Origin of the sequence: Demequina aurantiaca (assembly GCF_000975135.1) — a bacterium.
Classification (GTDB): Bacteria; Actinomycetota; Actinomycetes; order Actinomycetales; family Demequinaceae; genus Demequina; species Demequina aurantiaca.
In genome coordinates this window covers 1,585,313-1,609,959 of sequence record NZ_BBRF01000001.1, presented here as the reverse complement: position 1 = coordinate 1,609,959, position 24,647 = coordinate 1,585,313, and the positions used below count along the sequence as shown (strand labels likewise).

Here is a 24,647-nt window from a genome sequence, read left to right as displayed (position 1 = left end):
CGCGTGACCACTCCTCAGCGGTGGCCATCAGTCCATCAAACCAGGACCGCACGGTCCGGTCAATAGGACAGTCTTGGCATGTGGACTATGCCACTGGTCGCCTCGGCGGGCATGGGCGATTCTCACCGTGGCTCCCCAAAAAAGATGCGCCGATGCTGTGGCTTGGCCCGGCAACCACACTGGCCGAGGAAATACCTCACCTCTCGCCCGCGTTGCCCAGAGGTAACCCCCTGCGCTCCCCGTCCCCACCCGGGACGCTGCGCGCTCCCATCCCACCCGGAAGGCCTCATCATGCATGCACTTGTTCAGCACGAATTCGGAGATCCCACCACCGCCCTAGCCGTCGAGGACGTCCCCACGCCCACGCCCGGCCCCGGTCAGGCGCGCGTCCGCCTCGTGCTGTCGCCCATCCACAATCACGACCTGTGGACGGTCAGCGGCAACTACGGCTTCAAGCCCCAGATGCCCGCACAGGCAGGCACCGAGGCCGTCGGCGTCGTGGAGGAGCTGGGCGACGGCGTCACTAACCTCGAGGTGGGCCAGCGGGTCGCCAGCGCCGGCACCTTTGGCGTGTGGGCCGAGCAGTTCGTGGCAGACGCCGCTGCACTCATCCCGGTGTCGGACCAGATCCCGGACGAGGTCGCCGCACAACTGGTGTCCATGCCGTTCTCCGCGATCAGCCTGCTCGACTCGCTCGACCTGGCCGAGGGCGACTGGCTGATCCAGAACGCCGCTAATGGCGCCGTGGGCCGCCTGGTCGCACAGCTCGCCAAGGGCCGCGGCATCAACGTGGTGGGCCTGGTCCGTCGCGCCGACGGCATCGAGGAGCTCGCCGCTCAGGGCATCGAGCGCATCGTCGCGACGGACTCCGACGGCTGGAAGGACCGCGTCGCCCAGATCACCGGCGGCGCACCCGTCAAGGTAGGCGTCGAGTCGGTGGGCGGCGAGTCCGCTGGCGACGTCCTGTCGCTGCTCGCAGAGGACAGCACGCTCGTAGTGTTCGGGGCGATGGCCTCGCCCGTCCTGAACCTCAGCTCAGGCGACGTGATCTTCAAGCAGGCCACCGTGCGCGGTTTCTGGGGCAAGAAGGTCAGCGAAAACATGCCGGCGGACCACCGCACCCGCCTCATGCAGGAACTCTTCGCACGGCTCGCCGATGGCACCATCACCTTGCCGGTGGAGGCCACCTTCCCGCTCAGCGAGATCGCCGATGCTGCACGCGCCCACTTCACCCCCGGTCGCGCGGGCAAGATTCTGCTACGCCCGTAACTACAGCTATTGCCATGGAGGCGCCCCGGCACATCGTTCGCCGATGCTGGGGCGCCTTCACTCCTCGCGCGCGGTTTCCCCGCTTTCGAGCTCCGCAAACTTCCCCGCCATCGTCGGGTTGCCCCGCGTGAGCTTCTTGATAGTCACGTCCTGAGCCTTGTCGTTGGCCAGGCGGAGGTTGCGCTCCGACCCAAGCAGCGCATCCTTGGTCTTCTGCAGGTGGTCGATCGACTTGTCGATCTCGTCGATCGCCGTCTGGAACCGCCGCGACGCGAGGTCGTAGTTCTTACCGAACGCCGCCTTGAAGCTGTCGAGCTCGTTTTCAAAGTTGGTGATGTCAACGCTCTGCTCTCGCACCAGCTCGAGCTGGGTCTTGTACTCCATCGCACCCTGAGCGGCGTTGCGCAGCAAAGAAATTACAGTGATGAACGACTGCGGCCTCACCACATACATCTTGGGGTAGCGGTGGGAAACGTCCACGATCCCGCCGTTGTACAGCTCGCTCTCGGGCTCCAGCAACGACACCAGCACCGCGTATTCGCAGCCCTTCTCGTTACGGTCCTTATCCAACTCCTTGAAGAAGTCCTCGTTGCGCTTCTTGGTGGCCGTCGCATCGGCCTCGTTCTTCATCTCGAACATGATGGAGACCAACTCGACACCGGCATCGTCCGACTCGCGGAAGATGTAGTCGCCCTTGCTGCCCGAGCGCGCGTCGTTGTCCTTCTCGAAGTACGCCTTGGGGAAGGCGGTCGCGCGGAGCTGATTGAACGTGTTCTCGCAGTGCAGTTCCAGCGTCTCGCCCACCATCTTGGTGGACAGCCTGGCCTTCATGTCCCGCAGTCGCTCGATCGCCTCGTCGCGGTCCTTGAGCTGCGTCTCGTACTTGTCCTTGAGGCTGCTCTCCGCCAACTTCTTCTCGAACTCGGCGCGCTCCAGGCCGCTCTTCAGTTCCTGAATCTCGGCGCTCGTCTTGGCCTTGGCCTCTTGCAGTTCGTTGGCGAGCTTGGCCGCCGCCAATTCGGCCGATGCCTTCTCGGCAAGACGCGCCTGCTCGAGTTGGCTGGCGAGCGCGTCGCGTTCCTTCTCCACCGCACCGAGCGCCTCCGCGACAGCGAGCTTCTGCGAGGACTCCCCCGCGCCCAGCTTGGCCTTGAGGTCCTGGATCTCGGCGTCCTTGGCGGCTGCGGCCTTCTGCTGCTCGGCTTCCTTGGCCGCGGCGGCTTTCTGCTGCTCGGCGGCGAGCTGAGCCTTGGCGAGTTCGACGGCGCTGGCTTTGTCCTGCTCGGCCATCTCGAGACGCTCGTGCAGGGCGCTCTCGAATTCGCGGTCGCGGACCTGCTTCAGGATGTCCGCGTAGCCGGCCTCGTCGATCTTGAACGCTTTCCCGCAGTGAGGGCAAACAATCTCATGCATAGTGGCTGTCTCCTTTGACTGCCGAGTCTAGAGCCCGGGCCCGACAACGCCGCAGCACCTCGCGCCACCGCGTGTAAAGATGGGCAAATGACCACCACCGTTGCAGTCCTGGGAACCGGAATCATGGGCGCCGCGATGGCCCGCAACCTCCTACGCGCCGGGCTCGAGGTGCGCGTGTGGAACCGCACGCGCGAACGCGCGCTCCCCCTGGGGGCCGACGGCGCCACGGTCGCCTTACATGCGGCCGATGCCGTGGCCGGGGCCGACGTGGTCCTCACCATGCCTTTTGATGGCACGGCGGTACGCGAGGTGATGGCGGAAGCGGGCCCAGCCATGCGCGAGGGCGCCGTGTGGATGCAGAGCACCACGGTGGGCGTGGACGAGGTCCCAGCGATGGCGGCACTGGCCAACGACCTGGGCGTGACCTACGTGGACGCCCCCGTGCTCGGCACGCGCGCGCCCGCGGAGGCGGGGCAACTCACCGTCCTGGCCGCCGGACCGCTCGACGCCCGCGAAACGCTCGACCCCGTGCTTGATGCCATCGCCAGCAAAACCGTCTGGACCGGCGAGGACGGCGCACAGGCCGCATCGACAAGACTGAAGCTGGTCGCCAACAGTTGGGTGCTCGCGGTCTCCAACGCCGCGGGCGAGATGGTCGCACTGGCCGAGGCGCTGGACGTGGACCCGCGCCAGTTCCTCGACCTCATCGAAGGAGGCCCGCTCGACAGCGGCTACCTACGCGTGAAGGCGGGCCTCATCATGGACGACGCGCTCACTCCCCCGAGCTTCTCGGCCGATGCTGCGGGCAAGGACGCGGCGCTGATCGTCGCCGCGGCGCAAAACCGAGGCGTCCGGCTGGACGGGGCCCAAGCATCGGCCGACCGCTTTGCCCGCGCCGTGGAGCAAGGCCACGGCGGCGAGGACATGGCCGCGGCGTACTTCGCGAGCTTCGAGGGAAACTAGCCACAGCATCGGCGAGCGCAGCCGACCACAACGCAACCTACGCGCGCTCGGCCTCCGGCAGGCTCCTGCCCACCACCGCTCCGGCGATGCCCAGCGCCGCGAGTAGCAGCAGCGCCCACTGGTTGCCCAGCACCGCCAGCCCTGCGGTGATCGCGCCGACGGCGAGCAGCAGCACCCCCATCAGCGTGTTGGACACGGCCACATATTGCGTGCGCTGGTCGCCCTCGGCGATGTCCACCACGTAGGTCTTGCGGGCCAACCGGGCGCCCACATGGACCAGGGCCAGCAGTAGGTAGGTGGCGGGTGCGAGCCAGAACGCCTTGGCGAGGTCGCCCACCATCAGCAGGCCGAGGAACACGACGATGACCGCGGACGATGCGAGCGAGGCGCCGATCATTAGCCGCCGCGACGACTTGTCCGCGAGCCTGCCGGACAGCTGCCCGCCGAGCAGTCCCGCGATGCCCTGCGCCATCACGAACAGGCCCAGCGAGGACAGCCCGCAGGCGCCCTGCTGGATACCCAAAGCGATAACGAACGGCGGGCTGAGCGCCGCGACCAGCAGGAGCGCCCGCGCGATCACGAAGCGCTGGAACACCGCGTCGCCGCGCCACAGATCCCGTGCTTGGGCGACCCAGCCGGGACGGTCCTCTGCGCCGGTCTCGACGTCGCCGGCGGGTTCGCGAATGGTCGCGTAGATGAGGGCCGCCACCACCCACGCGAGCGCCGCGCCACCGAGCAGTGCGGCCAGCACCCCGGCGCCCAGGTTGTCGCCGCCCCAGAGCCGCAGCGCGAGGCCCAAGGTCAGGGCCACGGCGGCCGATGCGACGGTGGTCACTCCCTTGATCTGGCCTCGCTGCCCCTTGGGCACGGTGCGGCCCAGCACGTCCTTGCTCGCGATCGAACTGAGCGAGCGGGCAAGGGCGAAGACGGCCAGGAAGGCAAGTACGCCCGCACCCGCGATCCAGCCCGATGCCGTGGCGGCTACCGCTGCCAGGCCGGCAGCCGCGAAGGCCTGGCCTGCCGCGCCCAACACCCAGACCTGCTTGCGCTCGCGCCGCGCCTGCACCCGTGGGGCCCACGCGGCCTGGGGCAGCATCGATCCCGACTCACGGATGGGCACCAGGAAGGCGACGAACGCCCCGGGAGCACCGAGCGCGCTCAGGAGCCAGGGCAGCACCGTCTTGGCATTGACCACCTGGTCGCCAATGGACTGCAGCGTGAGGGCGCCCATTTGACGGAGAGCGTTGCCGGCGACGTGTGGGCGCGCCTCCTCGGCGAGTGTGTCGAGGTCGGACTCGTCGGTGTGGATGAGTCGCTGGTAGATCCATTGGGAAGCCACGAAATCATTATGACGGGAGGGAGCCTATGCGCGGGCAGGCTGGTACGGCCTTGCGACAGTGGGTCCCACATTTGAGCCAAAGCAGTAGCAGACCGCACCGATCCTCTAACTCCCATACGCTAAGCCGCCGATAGCGTCGAGGGTCGCCATGTCGTCAGGACAGAGCGACACCCCGGTTCCCTCAATGTTCTGCCTCAGACGTGCGCCATAACGACCGGGCATCCAGGCGAACCTCAGGCAATGCGCTATTCAGAACTCTCGCGCCTGATCGCCGGGGTCGGCAAAAAGATGCAGACCCAGATCCTGCGATCCCTGGAGCGCGACGGTCCCATCACCCGCGAGGTGGTCCCTACTGTGCCGGTGACCACCTCCTACTCGCTCACCGAACTCGACGCTTCGCTGTACCAGGCCACACGTCACATTCGTGGTTGGGCGCACAATCACTTGGGGGATGTTCAAGGCAACAGGAAGGCCTACGATGCTGCCGTAGAGTGAACGGGAGCAGTCACTTTTTGGGTAGGCGGGCCCTCGTTTCAGTCCTTGTCCCTATACAACCGCTGACCCATCTGGGACGACTCCTTCCCCACGTCCTCGATCCGTTCGAGCTCATCGCCCGGGTAAGCGCCCGCTTGGAAGTAGAAGGCAGTGCCGATGTCCACGAAAGGTCGCGCCAGGCACTTGGGCATATCTGTTCGGTTGGCGTAGTGATCGGTGAGCCGATCAAACACGTCGGTGAGCTCGCTGTAAGCACCCTCGTCCAGGTCCTCGTGCATGCGAAGCTGCAATGGAATCGAGTATTCAGAGACCAGCAGACGGTCGACCGTGGCGAGGTCGATTCCGAAGCTCACTTGGTGCTCTTCCAATGGAGTCGGGCCCATTACCGAGTCTTACTCAGAAGGCACGACGAGACGCGGCACCTGAAGCAGGACATACGCGGATCGCTCCGACACGGTACGGTATTGGAAATTTCAAAAAGCTACCGGAAGATCACCGGGAATCCAAAAGTGTAAAAGGGGATAAGCATGACAACCGCTGAGATGCTATCGAGTCCCAATCAAACGGATTTCGCGTTTGTTAGTGCTGTCCACGAATTGGTCGACTCTCGTCGAGCATCGACAACAGCTGATCTCATACTGTCCGCTATCTGCCATGCATTGCGACCAGGAAGCAAGTCCGCTACTGACCTGCATGAGGTAGTCGCTCAGATTTGGCCTGGCTCTAGAACATCTCAGGCCGATATCGAACGTGCGCTATTACTAGGCAAAGAACTTCGGCACGTCCACCAAGAGCAAGGCCTCCAGGAAAGCCTGTGGGCGCTAACTGCGACAGGTCTTGAAGATGTCGCCCGGCATGAAACTTGGGTCACCGGCATCAGAGAACAAACTTGCAAAGAGATAGTCGTGCGCGCATGGGTGGGACTCCGGATCGAGATCGATCTCGACAAAGCCGAGCTTTGGCTCGACGCGCTTGTGCGCTCACTCGTTGAGGGTATCCAGGCATCACAGGACGCGTACATGGGCCAAATCGGTAGGGTCGGTCGAGACACTCTTAGCCCGCGCGGACTTGATCCGAAACTTGTTATTCAGTCCCTCGAAAACAAGCTAAGCAACAGTTCCGATGTCGACTTCCTCAAATCTCTTGCGGTGGCAGCGTTAGACCCACTCGACACTTTTGGCAATGAACTTGTGTCGCATATCACGGTTGGGTGCGTCCTCCACTCGTACGTGGCGGGCCGAGATGGTGCCGCCGCTCGAAGCAGGCTTGGCAAACCCGTTGGTCAACGGGCACTCATCGACACTCCTGTACTAGTCGACCTCCTTGGCCCGCGCCGGGTCTTGAAACCCGCCGAGTTCACCATCGCTCAGGCAGTCCAAGCAGGTTGGGAATTAGTCGTCTGCGAGCATTCACTCGATGAACTATCTCAGCTTATAGAACGCGAAGTACCAAGAATCAAGCGTGCTTTCACTGAAGCTCACGAAAACGGCGTGCGCAATGAATGGTATGCATCATTGGTTGAAGATCAGCTTCCAAGCTACTGCGTCGAAGGTCTCCGGGACGGAACGTACTCAAGCCTCGACGATATGATTTCAGCATCCAACGAAATGCGCGAGACGTTGGAACGCCTCGGGGTCGAGGTGCGACCACATGGCAATGACCGCGATCAGTCGTCCGTTGAGCTTTTCGAGCGAGCGCTGCGAAGAGATCTCGGTACCGGACGTACTCGGTCCGATGAGGTGCTGCAACGCGATGCCAATTCTATGGCGATGGTCGCGCGTCGTCGTCGTCGCGAGAAAGGCAAGACTTGGCCCGGGGGTTGGATTGTAACTTCGGACAAACATGTCTCACCTGCATACGCGGCCGTTGAAGCATCCGACAGCATCCCGCTCGCACTTACGTTGGCTCAGTGGTCGACGCTGCATTCCGCGTCTATCGAGCCTACTAGCATCGTGGACCTTGCCCAAGCAGCTGCAAGCCAGCTAATTGATGAGGCAATGCTTCTACTACCCGCGCGCTTTCCAGCGGATGTAGCGATGGACCTCGCGCGGCAACTTTCGCCGGAACGAGGAGGCTCCGAGATGGACTTCAGGCTCGCGCAGCTCTCTCTAAACTCGGTCTTGGACGAGGCCGGACACAAGCGATCGGGGGCCTCACTTGCTTCTGAGGTACTTGAATCACGGGTTAAGAGAATCGAGTGGCTTAAAAATCAAGAGTTGGTTAGCGAAAGGCGCAGGAGGACCAACGCTGAGCAGAATGTTCTCGCGGCGAAGGCGGCTGCCCAACACGCCGATAATGAGGCCGCGAGCGCCCGTGCGTCAGCAGCAACTCAGACTGCGGAACTAGCCAAGCTCAGCGATAAATACGCATGGAGTCAACGACGATTCACGCGGTTGCTGCTTTCCGTGTGCTCGTCTCTGCTGATGCTGGCGGGCTTCATTGCCGTCCTCTATTTTGATGTCGCTCCAATTATAAAGATTGTTAGCGGAGGAACATTCTTTGGATCGATTCTTGCTGGCTGGCGGTGGTGCCTTTCTGAAAGTAGATCCTACTGGGCCATCCTCCTAGTGACAATTGCCGGAATGCTAGCGTTTGGGGCAGACTCCGTAGGAGTCTACTGCGCACTCGAATCCAACTGTAATTGATCGAATTTTCATTCAAATCCGCTTGCCTGTAGCCCTCTCCGAAAAGACACCATTAAAGTACTCGGTTACGCACGGACTAGTTCGCGCTTGCGCGAGCCTTAGTTTGCGACGTTGACAGCCTGCCTCGAACGCCCGCGCCACTGAGTCACACTCGTCCATGGCTGAGGGCGTACGCCGATGCACCAAAGAAGATCGTCGACAGGTACTTGGCTCATACGCTGGTCGCTATCGAGGCGGTTTACACGCTCGGGCTCCGAAAGGTGCGGGACCGATTCCCGACGCTCGACGACGACGTGAACGACGTCAACTTGATCGAGGAGCTCGTGATCGTAGCTCGTAGCGCGGCGCAGGTTGATGAAGGTGGTGTAATCCTAGACATCACCCGCGCGGTGGAACGTCTCGGGGCTATCGTGTTGCCTCTCGAGAGCGAACGTGGGCGGCATCTCGGCATGTTGAGGCAAGTTGCGGAGATTCCCGTAATGCGCGTCGGTCGTCCGGACGCGGACCTTCCGGGCGATCGTCAGCGGTCTACTGTCGCTCACGGACTTGGTCACCTGCTTTTACACTCGGGCTGCCCTCCTCCAACGGACTCGGGCGAGTCTCGTCGCGTAGAGCGCCGGGCGCACCGCTTTGCGTCGGCGTTCCTAATGCCTGGCGACTCGATTCTGAAGGATCCGGAGGAGGGTTGCCCAGGGAAGGGTCACTCTTTCAAGTCTGATGAAGCTGAAGGCCCGCTGGAGCGTCGCGTTAAAGTCGTTGGCGGTTCATTTCAACTAGTTGGGCGGCGTCGATGATGATCATGCGCGTAGCCTCTATGAGCAGGTTTCGGCGCGTGGATGAAATAAAGGCGAGGCCGTCCATGTGGGCAACGAATGCGCCGTTTGGTTCGAAAAGGCGCTGGCAAGAAAATACCCAGATGACGACGCACCTGGTCTAGCGGCATCCCACACGGGGTTGCATCGATCATGGTTCGAGCGGTGGACGGCTTGGGAAGTGGCGGAGTCACTGCTCGCTGAGGTCGTGGCGCTGCGACGCGAAAGAAGTCCGGTTGGGCGATGAAATGCTCTAGGTCGATCCGCCCCCAAGGAGCACTTCCGATCCGTGCGCATCACTGTGCTGGCGGAGCACCCGTCCTCAGTTCGTCAAACTCGAGGATGGGTTTTCGTTGCCCCGAGGGCGGTTTAAGTCGGTTTTCCCAGTTAACCGTAGTCAGTTGGAGTCGCGATAGTGCTCGTGACCTTCGAGCGGCGCCAGGGTTCTCTATCCCTGGGTCACGCACTCGCGTGCAACCATAGGACGAGTAGCCACTAGTGAAAGAGGAATTGTGAGAGGGAGAATCCCAGCGCACCTAGATGTGTGGCCTGTCAGTGACAGCAAGACAGGCAACACCGTTTCGTGGGCGTATGACGTCGAAACGAAGTCAGCGTACGTAGTCTTCACCGCGGGGGCTACTTACGAGTACTTGGGCGTGCCTTCAAGTGTTATCGCCGAGGTCCGATCCTCTGGATACGTGAGCAAAGCGATTGCGAATGCAATAAAAAAGTACCCGAACCAGAAACTCGCCTAGGCGGACAGAACTCAAGAGCTGCGGTAGTCATGGATCTCGTTCATTTTGACGTAGAGGGCTATCGCGCGCTCGCAGATGTAAAGAACATCCCTGTGGGTAAGCCAGCGATTCTCACGGGCCACAACGACGCAGGGAAGAGCGCGTCGCTGCGGGCTCTCGGGTTCTTGCTCGGCGAAGGGTTGATTGGGGAGCACGACTACACAAGGTTTGACGTCACGGAGGGAAACTCAGACGAAGACCTCGACGCCGAAGCCACAATGGTTGCACGAGGATTAAACGGCAACGATGCGCTTCCGATGGGCCCGGTCCCCCGAGTCGCGGTTACTGGAACCTTCCAACTTCGAGATAGCGAGGTCGCGTCTCTCGAATTGGCAAAGCGGCTACGTTTGCGCCGATCTGTAGAGCGCGGTTGCGCCCCGCGGTATGAACTGGAGGGCGAGTTCCCTCTCGAAGAACGACTTCGAGGCTTCGAGAACTTGTCACTCACCGAATTGAAGAAGCGGTGCCATGAACTAGGGATTGCCCCAACGGGACCGGCCAACACCAAGACGAGTTTCTTGGAGCCGCTCCGCGCTGCGGCCACTGCAGCCAAGAAGTCCACCGATTGGGCCGAGTGCCCGAAAACGGTGTTGGAGCGATTGCCGCGCTTTGTGTTGTTCTCGAGCACTGCGGAGCCGGATCCTGCCGCCGACGTGAGAACTGCGCTTGCGGCGAGCTTCAAGGTTCACATGGCCGAACCGTCAGTTCGAGACAGCATCGCCACAATTGAATCGAACCTGAACGCAATGCTGGCGAAAGAGATTGAAGATCTCAAGGAACATGTACTTACTTCCGTTGACGACCTCACGAGTCTTGAGATTGCCCCATCAGTGTCGCTAACGGAGAGCTTCAAGAATGTCGACTTCAGCGCTGGGCGCGAGGGCAACGCGACCGTATCTTTAGCGCAGTCCGGCGCGGGGCGAAAACGTCTTGTTACGTTGGCTGTGTGGGAATGGTCATCTAAGATCCTCGGCGGATCTGACCCAGACGATCCCGGTGTCGTCATTGCCTATGACGAGCCAGACACACACCTCGACTACGGTCGCCAGCGGCGACTGATGGACCTGTTCCATCTCCAGTGCTCGCGCGAAAATGTCCGAATGGTTGTCGCAACTCACTCGCTAAATCTCATTGATCGAGTAGACATCAGCGATGTCGCCCACTTCGGACTTGAGGCGGGGCTAACGCGAGTCGACCGGCTGATCGGAACTGAGGATCGCGACATCGCTACGTACCTGTCAGATGTCTCGTCGGCGATGGGTCTCAGGAATAGTGTATTGCTACACGAGCAATGCTTCGTCGTAGTCGAGGGTGCTACAGAGCAGCAGTGCTTTCCCGTGCTGTTCAGGCTTGTAGTGGGCCTTCCGTTGCAGTCAGTCGGACTCGTGCTTATGGCGGCAGACGGAAATGAAGGCGCGATTAAGGTAGCCGGTCATCTCAAGAAACTGGGCCGCACAGTCCATTTAGTTATCGACGCCGACACAAAGGCCCAAGACAGCACGAAGAGGATGTTCAGGCCCAACATGCTAAGAAGGGTTGGAATCGACCCATTGGTAGACGTAACATACCTAGGCAAATTAGAACTTGAAGACCTGTTCTCCGACGCGACGTGGGCTTCAGTCGCCAATTCTGTGTGGCGGCGTGTTGATGGCAAGGATTGGGCGAATAGCGATTTCTCGGTGCACCGGGAGGGCGTCAAGTTTTCATCCGATGTGCTATTGATGCTCGGCAACGGGTCCGAGAACGGCCCGCGCACAAAGCCCGCAATGATGAACGAAATAGTGAAGCATCTTGCAAATGCATCCGATGTGCCAGCGGATTTGGCCGATGCAATGAGGATGCTGAGTGCACTTACCCGCGAATCGTAGTGGTCTTTCGGGGCTTTGCCGTGCGCTGGACTCTCACGCGGCCTCTTCGGGCGTCGTGTCATAAGAGTTGCCGACTGCCTCAGTTATCGCGATGCGATTTCGAGGCCCTTCGCAGATGATTGTGGGGTCATAGTTTGGAGCCTCCTGCGCTGCGGAACATGCGGATCGCTACGCAACGTACGTCGCCTTCCCGACTTACTGGTCAGACTTAGCGGCCGGCAGGCAAGTTGACGATGTAGAAGAGGCCATACTTGATGTCGGCCAGGGCTATAGGCAACCCACACCGGCGCCCGAGCACGACATCGACAAAGTCCTGCAACGCTAGTTCCCCGAAACGCCAAAGCCGACCAGTTTCGCGGAACGTCCCATGGACTACCGGCTGTACGTCCGCGCGCCCGCGTGTCACCCACCCCCAATAGGATGAACGACAGACCACCACCGATGTCCACAGGACGCCGCACAGTCGCGGCATCCACGCTGAGGAGTTTCACCACATGAACGCCACCACCAACGCCCGCATGGCGTCCCTCATCTGGTCCATCGCGGATGACGTCCTCCGCGACCTGTACGTCCGCGGCAAGTACCGCGACGTCATTCTCCCTATGGTCGTCCTGCGTCGCCTCGACGCGGTCCTCGTACCCACCAAAGCACAAGTCCTGCAAGCAAAGACAAGCCTCGACAACGCAGGCATCACCAACCAAGACGCCCCGCTCCGCCAGGCAGCCCAGCAGGACTTCTACAACACCAGCCAGTTCACGCTCAAGGACCTCCGATCGGCCACCAGCCAAGCGCAGCTTCGCCAAGACTTCGAGGCCTACCTCGATGGCTTCTCCCCCAACGTCCAGGAGATTCTCGAGAACTTCGAGTTTCGCAATCAGATCCCCCGCCTCACCAAAGCGGACGCCCTGGGCACCCTTATCGAGAAGTTCCTCGACCCGTCGGTAGACCTCTCCCCAGACGCCCTCGACAATCACGGCATGGGCAGCGTCTTCGAGGAACTGGTGCGCAAGTTCAACGAGGCCAACAACGAGGAGGCCGGCGAGCACTGGACCCCTCGCGACGTCGTCAAGCTCATGACCCGCCTCATGTTCGAACCAATCGCCGACACCGTCCCCGAGGGCACCTATCTCCTGTATGACGGAGCCATGGGAACCGGCGGAATGCTCACCGTCGCCGAGGACACCCTCAACGAACTCACCGGCGACAAGAAGCTCTCCACCCACCTCTACGGCCAGGAGATCAACGCTGAGACCTACGCCATCGCCAAAGCCGACCTAATCCTCAAGGGAGACGGTCGCGCGGCGGACAACATCAAGGGCGGGCCCGAGTACAGCACCCTGTCCAATGACGCGTTCGGCAACATGGAGTTCGACTTCATGCTCTCCAACCCTCCGTACGGCAAGTCGTGGAAGACCGACCAGGAGCGCATGGGCGGCGCCAAGAACATCACCGACCCCCGCTTCAAGGTCACTCACGCGGGAGACTCAGAGTTCAGCCTCGTCACCCGGTCCAGCGACGGCCAGATGCTCTTCCTCGCCAACCTGATCGCGAAGATGAAGCACAACACCCCTACGGGTAGCCGCATCGCGGAGATTCACAACGGCAGCAGCCTCTTCACGGGCGACGCCGGCCAAGGCGAGTCCAACATCCGTCGCTACGTCATCGAGAATGACCACCTCGAGGCGATCGTCGCGCTGCCCCTCAACCTCTTCTACAACACGGGCATCGCCACCTACATCTGGGTGGTGAGCAACCGCAAGCAGGAGCGCCGCAAGGGCAAGGTTCAGCTCATCGACGCCACCAAGTGGTTCACGCCGCTGCGCAAGAACCTGGGCAGCAAGAACTGCGAAGTCTCCACCGCCAATATCGAGCAGATCATGGAGGCCTTCCACGCCTTTGACGAGGCCGATGCCGACGTCTCCAAGGTCTTCTCCAACGCCGACTTTGGCTACTACAAGGTTGCGGTCGACAGGCCTCTACGTTTGGCCGATGCCGAGCCCGGCCGGGTCTACAAGGCAGCCGAGATCAAGGCGCTCAAGGAAACCTCCAAACGATCGGCCGATGCTCCCGCCGTCACCAAGAAGGTTCATAGGGTGGGCACGGCAGCAGACCCGATGCGCGGACTATTCGAGATCGAGATCGCGGGCAAGACGCGCGTGGTGGAGTACGAGCGCGACAGCGATCTCAGCGACACCGAGCAGGTGCCTCTGACCGAGCCCGCGGGCCAGTACGCGAACGGTATAGAGGCTTTCGTCGCGCGCGAGGTCCACCCCTACGCGGCCGATGCGTGGATCGACGACTCCAAAACCAAGATTGGTTACGAGGTGAGCTTCACCCGCCACTTCTATAAGCCCACACCGATGCGCACCCTCGACGAGATCCGCGCCGACATCCGCGCGCTTGAGGAAGAGACTGACGACCTGCTGAACGAGATCGTCGGCTGATGTTCAACGGTTTGCAGCGGTCCGAGGATCTGATCGGCAACCAGAAAAACTGGTTCGGCGCAACACCTTCACGGTGGCGAGTACTGCCCGGCCGCGCTGTGTTCGACGAGTCGAAGATCCCCGGCCACGAGAACGAGCCGATGCTTTCGGTAACGATCAGCCGTGGTGTCATCCCGCAGGCAACGTTGCTCGCTGGCTCGTCGAAGAAAGACAGTTCGAACCTCGACAAGTCCAAGTACAAACTCGTTGAAGTCGGCGACATCGCCTACAACAAGATGCGCGCTTGGCAAGGTGCCATCGGACTCTCCAAACACCGAGGAATCGTGAGTCCTGCCTACGTGGTTGTGCGCCCTCGCGACACGGACGCGAGGTACCTCGAGAATCTGATGCGAACGCCGGCATTCGCCAAAGAGGCAGAACGTTGGTCGTACGGAATTACGTCGGACATGTGGAGTCTCCGACCCGAGCACTTCAAAATGATCTACTTCCCAATACCCCCCGCCGACGAGCAGGCCGCCATCGTCAAGTACCTTGGGCACGCCCACGCGCGGATCGACCGGGCGATCGCCGCCAAGCGCAAGCTGATCGCGCTGCTCGAGGAACAGAAGCAGGCCATAATCCACCAGGCAGTCACCCGCGGCCTCGACCCGACCGTGCCGCTCAAGGACTCGGGCATCCCCTGGCTCGGTACGATACCTGCCACCTGGGGCGTTACTCGATTGCGAAGTGTCGTAGAGATGCGTGTGAGCAGCATCGACAAGGTTCCATCCGTAGACGAATCCCCAGTACGTCTCTGCAACTACGTCGACGTTTACAAGAATGAATTCCTTACAGACTCGCTCGAGTACATGACCTGCACTGCCACAGACAATGAAATTTCGCGCTATGCGCTAAGAGATGGCGACGTGCTAATCACAAAGGACTCTGAGGACTGGCGTGACATTGGCGTTCCCGCATTGGTAGTCGATCCCGGCCCAGACCTAGTCTCGGGCTACCACCTTGCGCTTCTGCGCCCTGACCAGGGATCCCTCTCCGGCGCCTACTTGCTCCGAGTCCTTCAATCGGAAATTCTGGCCTCTCAACTGCATGTGCGCGCGAATGGCGTGACGCGCTATGGCCTTCAACACGCGGCGATCAAGAATCAGTTGCTACCGCTACCCCCCTTCCAAGAACAACTTCAAATTGCCGAGCACGTCGAAACTGAGTGTGGCGTTGCCAGCAGAGCCCAGCATCGAACCACCCAGGAAATCGAGCTGCTGCGAGAGTTCCGCACCCGATTAATCTCGGATGTCGTCACCGGTCAGGTCGACGTGCGCGAGATCGCGGCCACGCTGCCGGAACTTTCCGACGACATGCTTGCAAACTCCAGCGACGATGCAGGAGACTCGCTGGAGGACATCGCCGAGGAGTCCGTTGAGGGAGCAGAAGACTGATGCCAGCCAACATGAACGAAGCCAGCCTCGAGGAGCTCATCGTTGCGCAGATGGTCGGTGGCTCGACCTCCACACCTGCTTGGAAGCAGGGCGACCCCAAGGACTTCAACGCCTCCTACTGCGTCGACCTCGCTACGTTCCGTGAGTTCGTCCGCGACACCCAGCCAGAGAAGTTCGAGGCCCTCGCACTTGGTGGCGACTCCCCCACGGTTCATAAGTTCCTTGCGAGGCTGCAGGGTGAGATCACCAAGCACGGCATCGTCGCCTGCCTGCGAGATGGCGTCTCTCATGGACCGCACCACGTCGACCTCTACTACCCCTCGCCGACGACGGGCAACGCGAAGGCCGAGGCACGCTTTGCGGCCAACCTGCTGACCATTACCCGCCAGGTGCACTACAGCCCCACCGACACGTTGAAGTCGCTGGACCTGGTCGCATCGGTTAATGGCCTGCCCATCGCGACATTCGAACTGAAGAACGCGATCACCCACCAGACAGTCGAGGATGCGGTCAAGCAGTACAAAACAGATCGAGACCCGCGGGAGTTGATCTTCCAGTTTGGGCGGTGCATGGCGCACTTCGCCGTGGATGACTCGCACGTGCGCTTCTGCACCAAGCTCGCGGGCACGCAGTCGTGGTTCCTGCCGTTTGATCGCGGGTACAAGGGTGGCGCGGGCAACCCGCCCAACCCCGACGGCGTGATGACGGACTACCTGTGGCGCGAAATACTCGAGCCACGCAGCCTGGCGAACCTCATCGAAAACTATGCCAGCATCGTCCGCACCAAGGACGCGAAGACGGGGAAGAAGACAGCATCGGCGATCTTCCCGCGCTTTCATCAACTTGACGTGGTGCGCGCTCTGCTCGCCGACGTGTCGGCTGTCGGAAGCGGTAAGCGCTACCTGATTCAGCATTCGGCAGGCTCGGGTAAGTCGAACTCGATCGCGTGGTTGGCTCATCAGTTGGTGGGGGTCAAGCATCAGGGCTCGAACGCCTTTGATTCGGTCATCGTGGTCACGGACCGCGTGATTCTGGACGGTCAGATTCGCGACACCATCACGGGGTTCACCCAGGTTGGCTCGACGGTGGTGCACGCGGAGTCCTCCAGTGACCTACGCGTGGCCATCGAGAGTGGCAAAAAGATCATCATCACCACGGTCCAGAAGTTCCCCTTTATCGTGCGGGACCTGGGCGGTGCACAGCGCGACAAGAACTTTGCCGTGATCATCGACGAGGCTCACTCCAGTCAGGGCGGAAAGGTTTCCGCGGCGCTGGCGCGGGCACTGTCCAAGGACGGCCTGGATACGGATGTGGAGGACGTCGAGGACGCGCTGAACCGCCTCATGTCGTCCAAGAAGATGCTGCCGAATGCGTCGTATTTCGCGTTCACCGCGACGCCCAAAAACAAGACTCTCGAGACGTTCGGCGAGCCACTCGACGTAGACGGCGTGGTGAAGCATCGGCCGTTCCACAGTTACACCATGAAGCAGGCGATCCAGGAGAAGTTCATCCTGGACGTGCTGGCGAACTACATTCCCGTGGACACGTATTACAAGCTCATCAAGACCGTCGAGGATGACCCGGAGTTCGACGCCAAGCGTGCTTCGCAGAAGCTGCGCACCTACGTGGAGAGTCAGAAGCACGCGATTCGCCAGAAGGCGCAGATCATGGTGGATCACTTCCACTCGCAGGTGTACCAGCCGCGCAAGATCGGTGGCGAGGCACGCGCGATGATCGTGACGACGTCGATCGACCGGGCGATTGATTACTACGAGGCCGTGACCGCGTACCTGGCTGAGACCAAGCGGCCCTATAAGGCGATCGTGGCGTTCTCCGATGTTGAGCGTGACGGCGTCAAGGTGACGGAGTCGCAGTACAACGGCTTCCCGAGCGCGCAGATTCCGTCGATGATCCGCGAGGACCCCTACCGGTTCCTGATTGTCGCGGACAAGTTCCAGACCGGGTACGACGAGCCGCTGCTGCACACGATGTATGTGGACAAGCCGCTGTCGGGCGTCAAGGCAGTGCAGACGCTGTCGCGGCTGAACCGGGCCCATCCCAAGAAGCACGACTGCGCGGTACTGGACTTCGCGAATGACGTTGAAGGTATCGAGGTCTCCTTCCAGCCGTACTACCAGACGACGGTGCTGGCGGATGAGACTGATCCGAACAAGCTGAACGACCTGGCTGCTGTACTGAATGCCTCCGGGATCTACACGGCGGAGGACGTCGATGAGTTTGTCTCGCTGTATCTGAGCGATGCGCCTATCGACGAACTCCACCCGTTGCTCGACGCGTGCGTCGCGGAGTACAACGAACGCGACGAGGATGATCAGGTCGAGTTCAAGGGCTCGGCCAAGGCGTTCGTGCGGACCTATGGATTCTTGAGTGCCGTGCTTCCCTATACGAATGCCTCCTGGGAGAAGTTGTCGATCTTCCTGGGATTCTTGGTGCCCAAGCTGCCGTCGCCGCCGTACGAGAACCCTTCTGACGAGCTCCTAGAGACAATCGACCTGGACTCGTTCCGCGCGGAGAAGCGGGAGGCGATGAAGATCGCGCTTGACGAGGACGACGGAGAGTTGGATCCGGTGCCGAATAGCGGTGGGGGCGGTCGCGTCGATCCCGAGTTCTCACGCTTGTCGGAGATCCTCGACTCGTTCAATGCCCACTTTGGGAACATCCCCTGGGAGGACCGCGACCGCATCATGGAGCGCATCACCAATGAGGTGCCCGAGAAAGTCGCGCAGGATGAGCGCTACAAGCTCGCAATCGCGAACAATGACAAGGCGAATGCGAAGGTCGAAATGGTCCGGGCGCTACAAGGCGTGATGTTCGGTCTGCTGTCCGACGAGACACAACTGTTCAAGCAGTACTCGGACAATGAAAGCTTCAAGCAGTGGCTCGAGGACTCTGTCTTCCGCCAAACCTACAATGGAGCAACATGAACGCCCCCGATTGGGTTGCTTTGCTGAGCACTAGTCTGCTCGCTGGCGTGGGCGGCGGTGCAATCACGGCCTACTCGGGATCCCGTCTATACACCCGCAAGCGCAAGGACGAGATCAACAGTGAAAAGCGCCAGGTGATCAAAGCAGCGATCAAGGAAATCTCCGAGAGCTTGAACGCAGCTGAAGATGCAATCCGCCTGTACCAAAAGGCTGACCACGGGTCATACCCGTACGATAAAATTCGCGAGTCTGTCAGAAATTTGCAGATCGTCGCCGCGGTACTCCCGGGCCCGGAGCCCGCAACTCTGTTCGAAGACGTGGGTTGGTGCCTCATGCACGCTCCGATCGGCGAGTCGCGGTCCGTAAGCGTAGGCGAAACTACCTACCCACTTTTCGAGCTGAGTCGCGCCTACTTGAGTGCCGTTGCATCTGAGTCGGCGCTACCTAATACTTCGATTGCGAGAGATACGCGAGAAGCGCTCGATGACATCTGGCAAGAGAACTACCCCGAATAGACTCGGAGTGCCCACCAACCACTATTTCGATCCTCAATCCCACAGACTTGGATCACGGCTGGCGAGTTATGGGGAGTCTGCTCCGTGATCGATTCGACCTCCAATTCGCAATCAAGGTCGAAATCACCATGCGCCCAAGTGTCAACACCTCCCGGCACTTCCTCAACGCGTTAACTGCTCAACAACACCCCGCACTATATGGCGAGCGCGTGCCCCATAGTCTCCACGCCGCAGTGGTTTGCCGGATACGCGGTTGCCACGGAGGGTGTCCTCGAATAGGCCTGCACGCAGTGCAGCAACACAGCCGTAACCTGGGAGCGAAAATCATCCATGGCGTCCACCGCCTGCAAGAAGGCCGGTTAGACACTGGTTTGCCCCTAGTGCAACCCTAACCGCCAACCGGATGATGCTACCTCTACTTTGAGACGCTGGCTCTTCCACCCGTGTCCTCGAACGGTTCAATCTCAACCAACGTGTAACGATTCCCGATATCGCCGGGTTCGCCCGCAAAGGGTATCTCCTCGATCAGGCGCGCGCGAACATAATTATGGCTGCCAACGCGCTGACCGTCGATTTTGGTTTTCGCCTCGGATGAGACTTTACCTTTATATGTTTTCCCGAGAGTGTTGTCGTAAAGAACGAAAGACTCGCTCGGTACGACTGAGCCAACCAGGGCTCCGCGGCGGACCTCGATTCCGACTTCCTCGGTCGGCGCGGCCTCCACCTCGGCGAGTGTGCGTTCCACTTGGGCACGGGTGACTGTGGACTTCGCAAGTTCGCCGCCATCTTGGGGGGCAGACATTAGAGTCAAACCCGTTTTGCCCCGTTCAAGTGCCGCTAGTAGATCCCGGAACCGGCCTTTCACCCGAGGGGAGTGCCCACCCAAAATTTCGAGTATGTGACCAGGAGTCTGGCTTGCTTCGAGGAGGTCGAGGAGGTCTCCGATCACTGCTTCGAGCTTGCCCGGCGGAGCGAACATAGCGCCTTGAGTATTGGCACTCAAGATCGCGGCGAACGATGCAGCCTGTGCGCCGACGAATGAGAGTTGCACACCCGCCTTGACGTCGCTAGGAATGGCGCCCCTAGTCGTAGCGATCCCAAACGCTTCCTGCGCAAGCGCGTCAGCGGTGCCCTGTGTCTCGATCAGGATGCTGCCCAGTTCGCGCGCTCCAAACTCCGAAGCACCTTGCCCCTCAGCGTTCAGCTCGACCACAATCACGTGGCGCATGGATGACCGTGCCTTCCTGCGCAACTCCAACTCGTCGAGAGGCTTGAGGGTGTGCGTCGGAAGGTTCAGTGCCGCACCAGGGCGAGGAAGCTGCCACTCAGGGACTTCGTCGACACGCACCTGTCGTGACAAATCCTGCTCGAAGGTGTCACCGTCACGGAGCATCCACAGAGTGCCGGGGTCGGACTGAACTATGGCGTCGCGCATGGCGATCGCACCTGACCGCAGTTGTTCAAATCGGGATTGGTCGAGCACGAGGCAAAGAAAGTCAAAGCCTTCGTCGTTCTCGTCAACGCAGTTCGCGAGAACATAAAGTGGGAGCCCTTGAGCTCGCATGGAAAAGAGCTTCGGGCCGTCGTGAGCGAAGTAAACCTCGTGCATGACGAGCGGACCGTAAGGGAGTAGTTTTGACGCCTTATCGATCATGACGCGACTCCACTATCGTCGCGTCCGGCACTCGACTGGGCGGCTCCGGCCACCAGTCGCAGTGCGAGTCGCCGACCTCGCTGGGTGTGTCGAGCACGAGGCCGTGGTCTTCGTCGAGATCGACCATTGCGATCGACTTCCGCGCCGCCCAAGCATTGAGTTCCCGAGCTTGCCGCAGTGACTCAAGGTCTCTGAAGAGCGAGAAGGCATGAGCGCCGCAGCGCGAGGAGTTTCCGTAGTGAGGACCCTTGCGGGTGTTAAGTGGCAGGACCCAACTGTCCTCGGTTGTCGAGTCGCCAGGCGAGTGGCGTGGGGCGGATAGCCGGTAGAACGAACCGGACTCGGGTACCGCGCCTTCCGGCGGGCAGCCACTTGGTCGACCGGCGTCGGAGTGCATACACGGACGTTAGCACTACTTGAAGCCGGATTGGCGCTTGCCCATCGCCCGGCAATCTCCATTTGCCTCATTCTGGGCGGCGGGTCCGACAATCGTGGCCCAGCCAAACCCCAGAAAACCTGCACCACTAGTCAAGTCCCGTGGAGTGGTGTGGCGGTTTTCTTCATTAGGCACTGAGTACCACGTGTGTAGTTCACCTCTTCGGTGTTGAGGCCTGGCAGTAGGTTCACGCAGGACTTGGCGAGTATTTCGAGGCCGAGCTGACCGTCGTGGTCGTTAACGGGCCGCGCGGTACCCACCGCCTACCAGGCACCGTCCTGCACGATCACGAGCACGAGCACGAGACGCTCGCCGGTGCCGTGCGCAGGTCGCTCGCCAACAAGGCCGGCTTCTATGGCCTGGTTTCCAGCTCCAATTAAGGTATTCGACGCCCCAGACCGCGACGAGAGCGGGTGGGTGCTGACCGCGGCTCACCTGGTCGCCATGGCGCCCTAGGCCGTGGGCGAGGCGAGAACGCTGTCCATCCGCGGCATCGGCGAATTTGCGTACGACCATGCGGCAATCCTGGATGTCGCAGTGCGCCGCCGGCGCGCTTCGTATGTGGAAGAACCGGACAGTGGGGGATGCTGGACGACACGATAACCTAGTTGGATCTCGAACGGCTTCGCCGCGCAGTCGACCCCGACGGAACTCCGCTGCGCGACACATCCTGTGGCGCCATCGACCCGGCGCGTCACGGGCATCGCGACCGCGACGAGTGTCCGGGCACCCGGGTGTGAGTGCGGGCGCAACACCGCGCCCGCTATGTCCCCTCGGCGATCGGCATCCGGCCGCTCTTGACCGCGGCCAGCAGTGCCTCGTGATCGGCTTCCGTCTGGTCGGCATATGCCTGAGCAAATCGCGCCATCGCATTGTCCAGCACGGTGCCGCCTCCTACGTAGCCAGCAATAATTGACGCTCCGCTGGTGCGAGCGTGGCCCTTGGCGAGCAGGTGACCGGCGATGCCCGCGTACTCCGCGAGCGACCGCGCGGAAATCTCGTCGAGTGAGACCGAGCCCTTCATGTTGCGGAATTGGCGCACGTAGAACTGCCTGTCATCCACGGTGGTCCACCCGAGCAGCGGGTCACTCACCGTCTGTAGGGCGCGCTGGTACTCCACCACGCGCTCACCCTGGTGGCGGTGCCACGCGTTGTCGCCGTGCACATACTTCGCGAGCACCGACCTGCGAGCCTGCTTGAGCTGAAGGAAGATCACGTCGTCCTCGCTCGATCCCTCCAGCAGCGCAACGTACGCGCGCAGGCCCACGGACCCCACGCCCACGACCTTGTGAGCCACGTCCACCAGCGTGTAGCCCCCCAGCACGCGCCTCCAGTGCGCATCGAGGGTGTTCAGGTACTCATCGAGCCCGTCGGCGAGCATGCCGGCTTCCGCAGACGACAGCCGGGTGATGAGCGGCGGTTCCTCGACGATCTGGCGCTCTCCTTGGTGCTCGGTGGTGAAGCGGGGCAGGGCGCGGTCCGAGGTGCGCTCACGCGCCCGCTTGGCCGCCCGCTCAAGCTCGACCGTGAGCGGGCTGTCCGGAGCGTGCTCGGCCATCCGGGTGATGTCGATCCGCTCGAACGAGCGAGTGAAGAGCGGCTGGTTAGCGAGGTGGCGCATCTCCTCGCGATACGACCGAGCGCACGTGAGCACTGCCTCCTCGCACTGCTCCTCGGTGGAGCCGTTGTGGCGGCCCGCTACCCAGGTGCTCGCGACCAGCCGGCGCAGGTCCCACTCCCACGAGCCAGTGTGCGCCTCGTCGAAGTCGTTGAGGTCCAGCACCAGGTCGCGCTCGGGTGAAGCGTAGAATCCGACGTTGCCGAGGTGGGCGTCGCCGCACACCACCGGCATGATGCCTGTCGCGGGTAGACCCGCCACGTCGCTAGCCATGACCACCGCGGAGCCGCGAAGAAAGCCGTATGGCGAGTCCGCCATCCGAGCGACCCGCACGGGAATCAAATCCGAAATACGGCCTTCGTGACTCGCCTCGACGAGCGCGATGGGGTCCCGGTCGTCACGGCCGATGCGCCACTCGCCCAGCGAGGACCGTGGAACCTTCTTCCGGAGTGACCGACCCACCGCGTATCGCTCGGCGCGGGGACTCGAACGCCTGCGTAGCGACTCGTACGCGTTCCGGTCAGTGTCATTGAGAATGTCGAGACTCTCGGCCGCTTCGCTGCTCATGTCTCACGTCCTCCCCGACCCGCTCTATTGGCGGGCAACAGCACTCATCCTGGCAGGGATGCGGCCAGCATCACGCCACTGATGTTCACTTCCGAGGTTTGCTCCGCACCACCGAAACCTTCTGTTTCCCATCTCCCGGCGAGCGTAGCTCCACATCGTATCCAGGATGTGCCTTGAGTAGGTCCGTGAGCTTCGCGTAGCCCCACGTACGGGTATCGAAGTCTGAAGCGAGCTTCGAAAGCTTGGAACCTACAGTTCCCAGATTTGCCCAGCCGTCGTCGTCAGCCGATGTCTCGACGGCCTCAGTCAAGAGCTTGGCGAGCTTCTTATCGCTGTTCAGGGTGGGCGTCGCCTTGGCCTTCGCCTTCGGCGCCGTGGACGCTGCCGTTGCCCCCACTTGAGGCGCGGCCTTCGGCTTCGCCGAGACGTCCTTTCCGGCCAGGTTCTCCACGTACACAAACTTGGTGCATGCCGCCACGAACGGCTTGGGCGTCTTCATCTGACCAAAGCCATAGGCCATCAGGCCCTGCTCGCGGATCCGCGCGGCCAGCCGCGTAAAGTCGCTGTCGCTGGACACCAGGCAAAAACCATCCACAGTGCCGCCGTGCAGCAGGTCCATCGCGTCAATGATCAAAGCGCTGTCGGTCGAATTCTTTCCGGTCGTATAAGCAAACTGCTGGATCGGCTGAACCGAATGCTCCAGCAATTCGTTCTTCCACTTCGCCAACTGCGACGACGTCCAGTCGCCATACGCCCTGCGCACCGTCGCCGTGCCGTACTTCGCGATCTCCACCAGCAGTCGCTCAACGTGCTGGGCGCTCGCGTTGTCCGCGTCGATGAGTACCGCGAGCCGGGCGTCGTGCGTGGTATCTGCCATGGACTCATCGTGCCACTGATCCGGATCTGGCGCGGAGAGCCAACCAGCGTTCAGCACTGCCCCCATAAGAGGGGGCTTTCGCTCGAACCCTTCCCGTCTTACCCTGATGCTCCAGGCCACACCGTATGCCATGGTGACGGTCCATCGTGGAGGAGTCGCAATGACGCGCAAGTACCTCTTGATTTGCTCCGGCGCCGTATTGGCCGCCGCCGGCCTCTACCTCTTCGCCAGGTTCTGGAACCTGTCAGGCGCCGAGACCCCGCCCAACGGCAGCGGCATGCTTTCGAGTATGGACTGGGGGACGTTCTTCATCAGTCCAGTGCTGTTCCTGGGTGGAGTCGCCATCGTGTTCGTGGGCGCCCTCAGCGGCAGACACCGCCATCACCGCTCCCCCACCCCAGCCGACACCAACGCGCAGATGCGCATCCTGGAGTCCACACACTAAAGCCCTGCGACGTCGCTACCGCCCCAAGGTGACCTTGGCCACATGGCCGCCACGGCATCGGCCGCGCGTACCTTTCGCACCCAAAACCGCGCCATACGATGGCCCTCAGTACACA

The 24,647-nt window shown here is 61.4% G+C and carries 19 protein-coding genes; 12 read left to right on the top strand and 7 right to left on the bottom strand.

Features of this window, described 5'->3' with window-relative positions; genetic code table 11:
- The first annotated feature begins 291 nt into the window (after positions 1-291).
- A complete protein-coding gene (locus tag AOP73_RS07265) occupies positions 292-1,269 on the top strand; it encodes a zinc-binding dehydrogenase (protein WP_061964263.1) in 978 nt (325 codons plus the stop codon).
- Between the two features lie 57 nt (positions 1,270-1,326).
- Here AOP73_RS07265 and AOP73_RS07260 read toward each other — a convergent pair whose 3' ends face one another.
- Positions 1,327-2,682: a DUF2130 domain-containing protein gene (locus AOP73_RS07260; RefSeq protein WP_061964261.1), complete on the bottom strand. Its 1,356-nt coding sequence runs from the start codon at positions 2,680-2,682 to the stop codon at positions 1,327-1,329.
- An 87-nt stretch (positions 2,683-2,769) separates the two neighbouring features.
- Here AOP73_RS07260 and AOP73_RS07255 point away from each other — a divergent pair, with 87 nt between their 5' ends.
- Entirely contained in the window at positions 2,770-3,645 is an 876-nt protein-coding gene (locus AOP73_RS07255) for an NAD(P)-dependent oxidoreductase (protein ID WP_061964259.1), read from the top strand.
- Positions 3,646-3,682: 37 nt separating this feature from the next.
- Here AOP73_RS07255 and AOP73_RS07250 read toward each other — a convergent pair whose 3' ends face one another.
- Positions 3,683-4,984, bottom strand: a complete 1,302-nt coding sequence (locus tag AOP73_RS07250) for an MFS transporter (protein WP_061964257.1) — start codon at positions 4,982-4,984, stop codon at positions 3,683-3,685.
- 240 nt (positions 4,985-5,224) lie between these two features.
- Here AOP73_RS07250 and AOP73_RS07245 point away from each other — a divergent pair, with 240 nt between their 5' ends.
- A complete protein-coding gene (locus AOP73_RS07245) occupies positions 5,225-5,479 on the top strand; it encodes a winged helix-turn-helix transcriptional regulator (protein WP_061964255.1) in 255 nt (84 codons plus the stop codon).
- Between the two features lie 38 nt (positions 5,480-5,517).
- Here AOP73_RS07245 and AOP73_RS07240 read toward each other — a convergent pair whose 3' ends face one another.
- Entirely contained in the window at positions 5,518-5,832 is a 315-nt protein-coding gene (locus AOP73_RS07240) for a hypothetical protein (protein WP_061964253.1), read from the bottom strand.
- A gap of 174 nt (positions 5,833-6,006) precedes the next feature.
- Here AOP73_RS07240 and AOP73_RS11885 point away from each other — a divergent pair, with 174 nt between their 5' ends.
- From AOP73_RS11885 to AOP73_RS07205, 8 genes are all read left to right on the top strand, one after another.
- On the top strand, positions 6,007-8,124 hold the full coding sequence (locus AOP73_RS11885; protein ID WP_152650569.1) for a hypothetical protein: 2,118 nt from the start codon (positions 6,007-6,009) through the stop codon (positions 8,122-8,124).
- Between the two features lie 260 nt (positions 8,125-8,384).
- The gene (locus AOP73_RS12285; protein WP_439645233.1) at positions 8,385-8,918 is read left to right on the top strand and encodes an ImmA/IrrE family metallo-endopeptidase; all 534 of its coding nucleotides are present in this window, start codon (positions 8,385-8,387) and stop codon (positions 8,916-8,918) included.
- A gap of 530 nt (positions 8,919-9,448) precedes the next feature.
- On the top strand, positions 9,449-9,691 hold the full coding sequence (locus AOP73_RS12265; RefSeq protein ID WP_160295448.1) for a KTSC domain-containing protein: 243 nt from the start codon (positions 9,449-9,451) through the stop codon (positions 9,689-9,691).
- Positions 9,692-9,720: 29 nt separating this feature from the next.
- Positions 9,721-11,598, top strand: coding sequence for an AAA family ATPase (locus tag AOP73_RS07225; RefSeq protein WP_061964247.1), 1,878 nt, complete (start codon positions 9,721-9,723; stop codon positions 11,596-11,598).
- Positions 11,599-12,092: 494 nt separating this feature from the next.
- A complete protein-coding gene (locus tag AOP73_RS07220) occupies positions 12,093-14,042 on the top strand; it encodes a type I restriction-modification system subunit M (RefSeq protein WP_061964245.1) in 1,950 nt (649 codons plus the stop codon).
- The gene (locus AOP73_RS07215) at positions 14,042-15,475 is read left to right on the top strand and encodes a restriction endonuclease subunit S (RefSeq protein WP_061964243.1); all 1,434 of its coding nucleotides are present in this window, start codon (positions 14,042-14,044) and stop codon (positions 15,473-15,475) included. The genes AOP73_RS07220 and AOP73_RS07215 overlap by 1 nt, the downstream gene beginning before the upstream one ends.
- An 11-nt stretch (positions 15,476-15,486) precedes the next feature.
- Positions 15,487-18,420 carry a type I restriction endonuclease subunit R gene (locus tag AOP73_RS07210; RefSeq protein ID WP_236683525.1) on the top strand — a complete coding sequence of 978 codons (2,934 nt, stop codon included), beginning with the start codon at positions 15,487-15,489 and terminating at the stop codon, positions 18,418-18,420.
- Entirely contained in the window at positions 18,417-18,935 is a 519-nt protein-coding gene (locus tag AOP73_RS07205; RefSeq protein WP_061964239.1) for a hypothetical protein, read from the top strand. Before AOP73_RS07210 ends, AOP73_RS07205 begins: the two co-directional genes overlap by 4 nt.
- A 415-nt stretch (positions 18,936-19,350) precedes the next feature.
- Here the strand turns inward: AOP73_RS07205 and AOP73_RS07200 are convergent, their stop codons facing one another.
- The 4 genes from AOP73_RS07200 to AOP73_RS07190 all read right to left on the bottom strand — a co-directional run bounded on the left by AOP73_RS07200 (position 19,351) and on the right by AOP73_RS07190 (position 24,087).
- Complete coding sequence (locus tag AOP73_RS07200; RefSeq protein WP_061964237.1) at positions 19,351-20,589, bottom strand: DUF6575 domain-containing protein; 1,239 nt, start codon at positions 20,587-20,589, stop codon at positions 19,351-19,353.
- Positions 20,579-20,986 carry a hypothetical protein gene (locus AOP73_RS11880; protein ID WP_152650568.1) on the bottom strand — a complete coding sequence of 136 codons (408 nt, stop codon included), beginning with the start codon at positions 20,984-20,986 and terminating at the stop codon, positions 20,579-20,581. Before AOP73_RS11880 ends, AOP73_RS07200 begins: the two co-directional genes overlap by 11 nt.
- An 802-nt stretch (positions 20,987-21,788) precedes the next feature.
- Positions 21,789-23,210: a DUF2252 domain-containing protein gene (locus tag AOP73_RS07195; protein WP_061964235.1), complete on the bottom strand. Its 1,422-nt coding sequence runs from the start codon at positions 23,208-23,210 to the stop codon at positions 21,789-21,791.
- An 85-nt stretch (positions 23,211-23,295) separates the two neighbouring features.
- Positions 23,296-24,087, bottom strand: coding sequence for an NYN domain-containing protein (locus tag AOP73_RS07190; protein ID WP_061964936.1), 792 nt, complete (start codon positions 24,085-24,087; stop codon positions 23,296-23,298).
- 160 nt (positions 24,088-24,247) lie between these two features.
- On the opposite strand from AOP73_RS07190, the gene AOP73_RS07185 reads away from it, so the two are divergent.
- Positions 24,248-24,532, top strand: a complete 285-nt coding sequence (locus AOP73_RS07185) for a hypothetical protein (protein ID WP_061964233.1) — start codon at positions 24,248-24,250, stop codon at positions 24,530-24,532.
- Positions 24,533-24,647 lie beyond the last annotated feature (115 nt).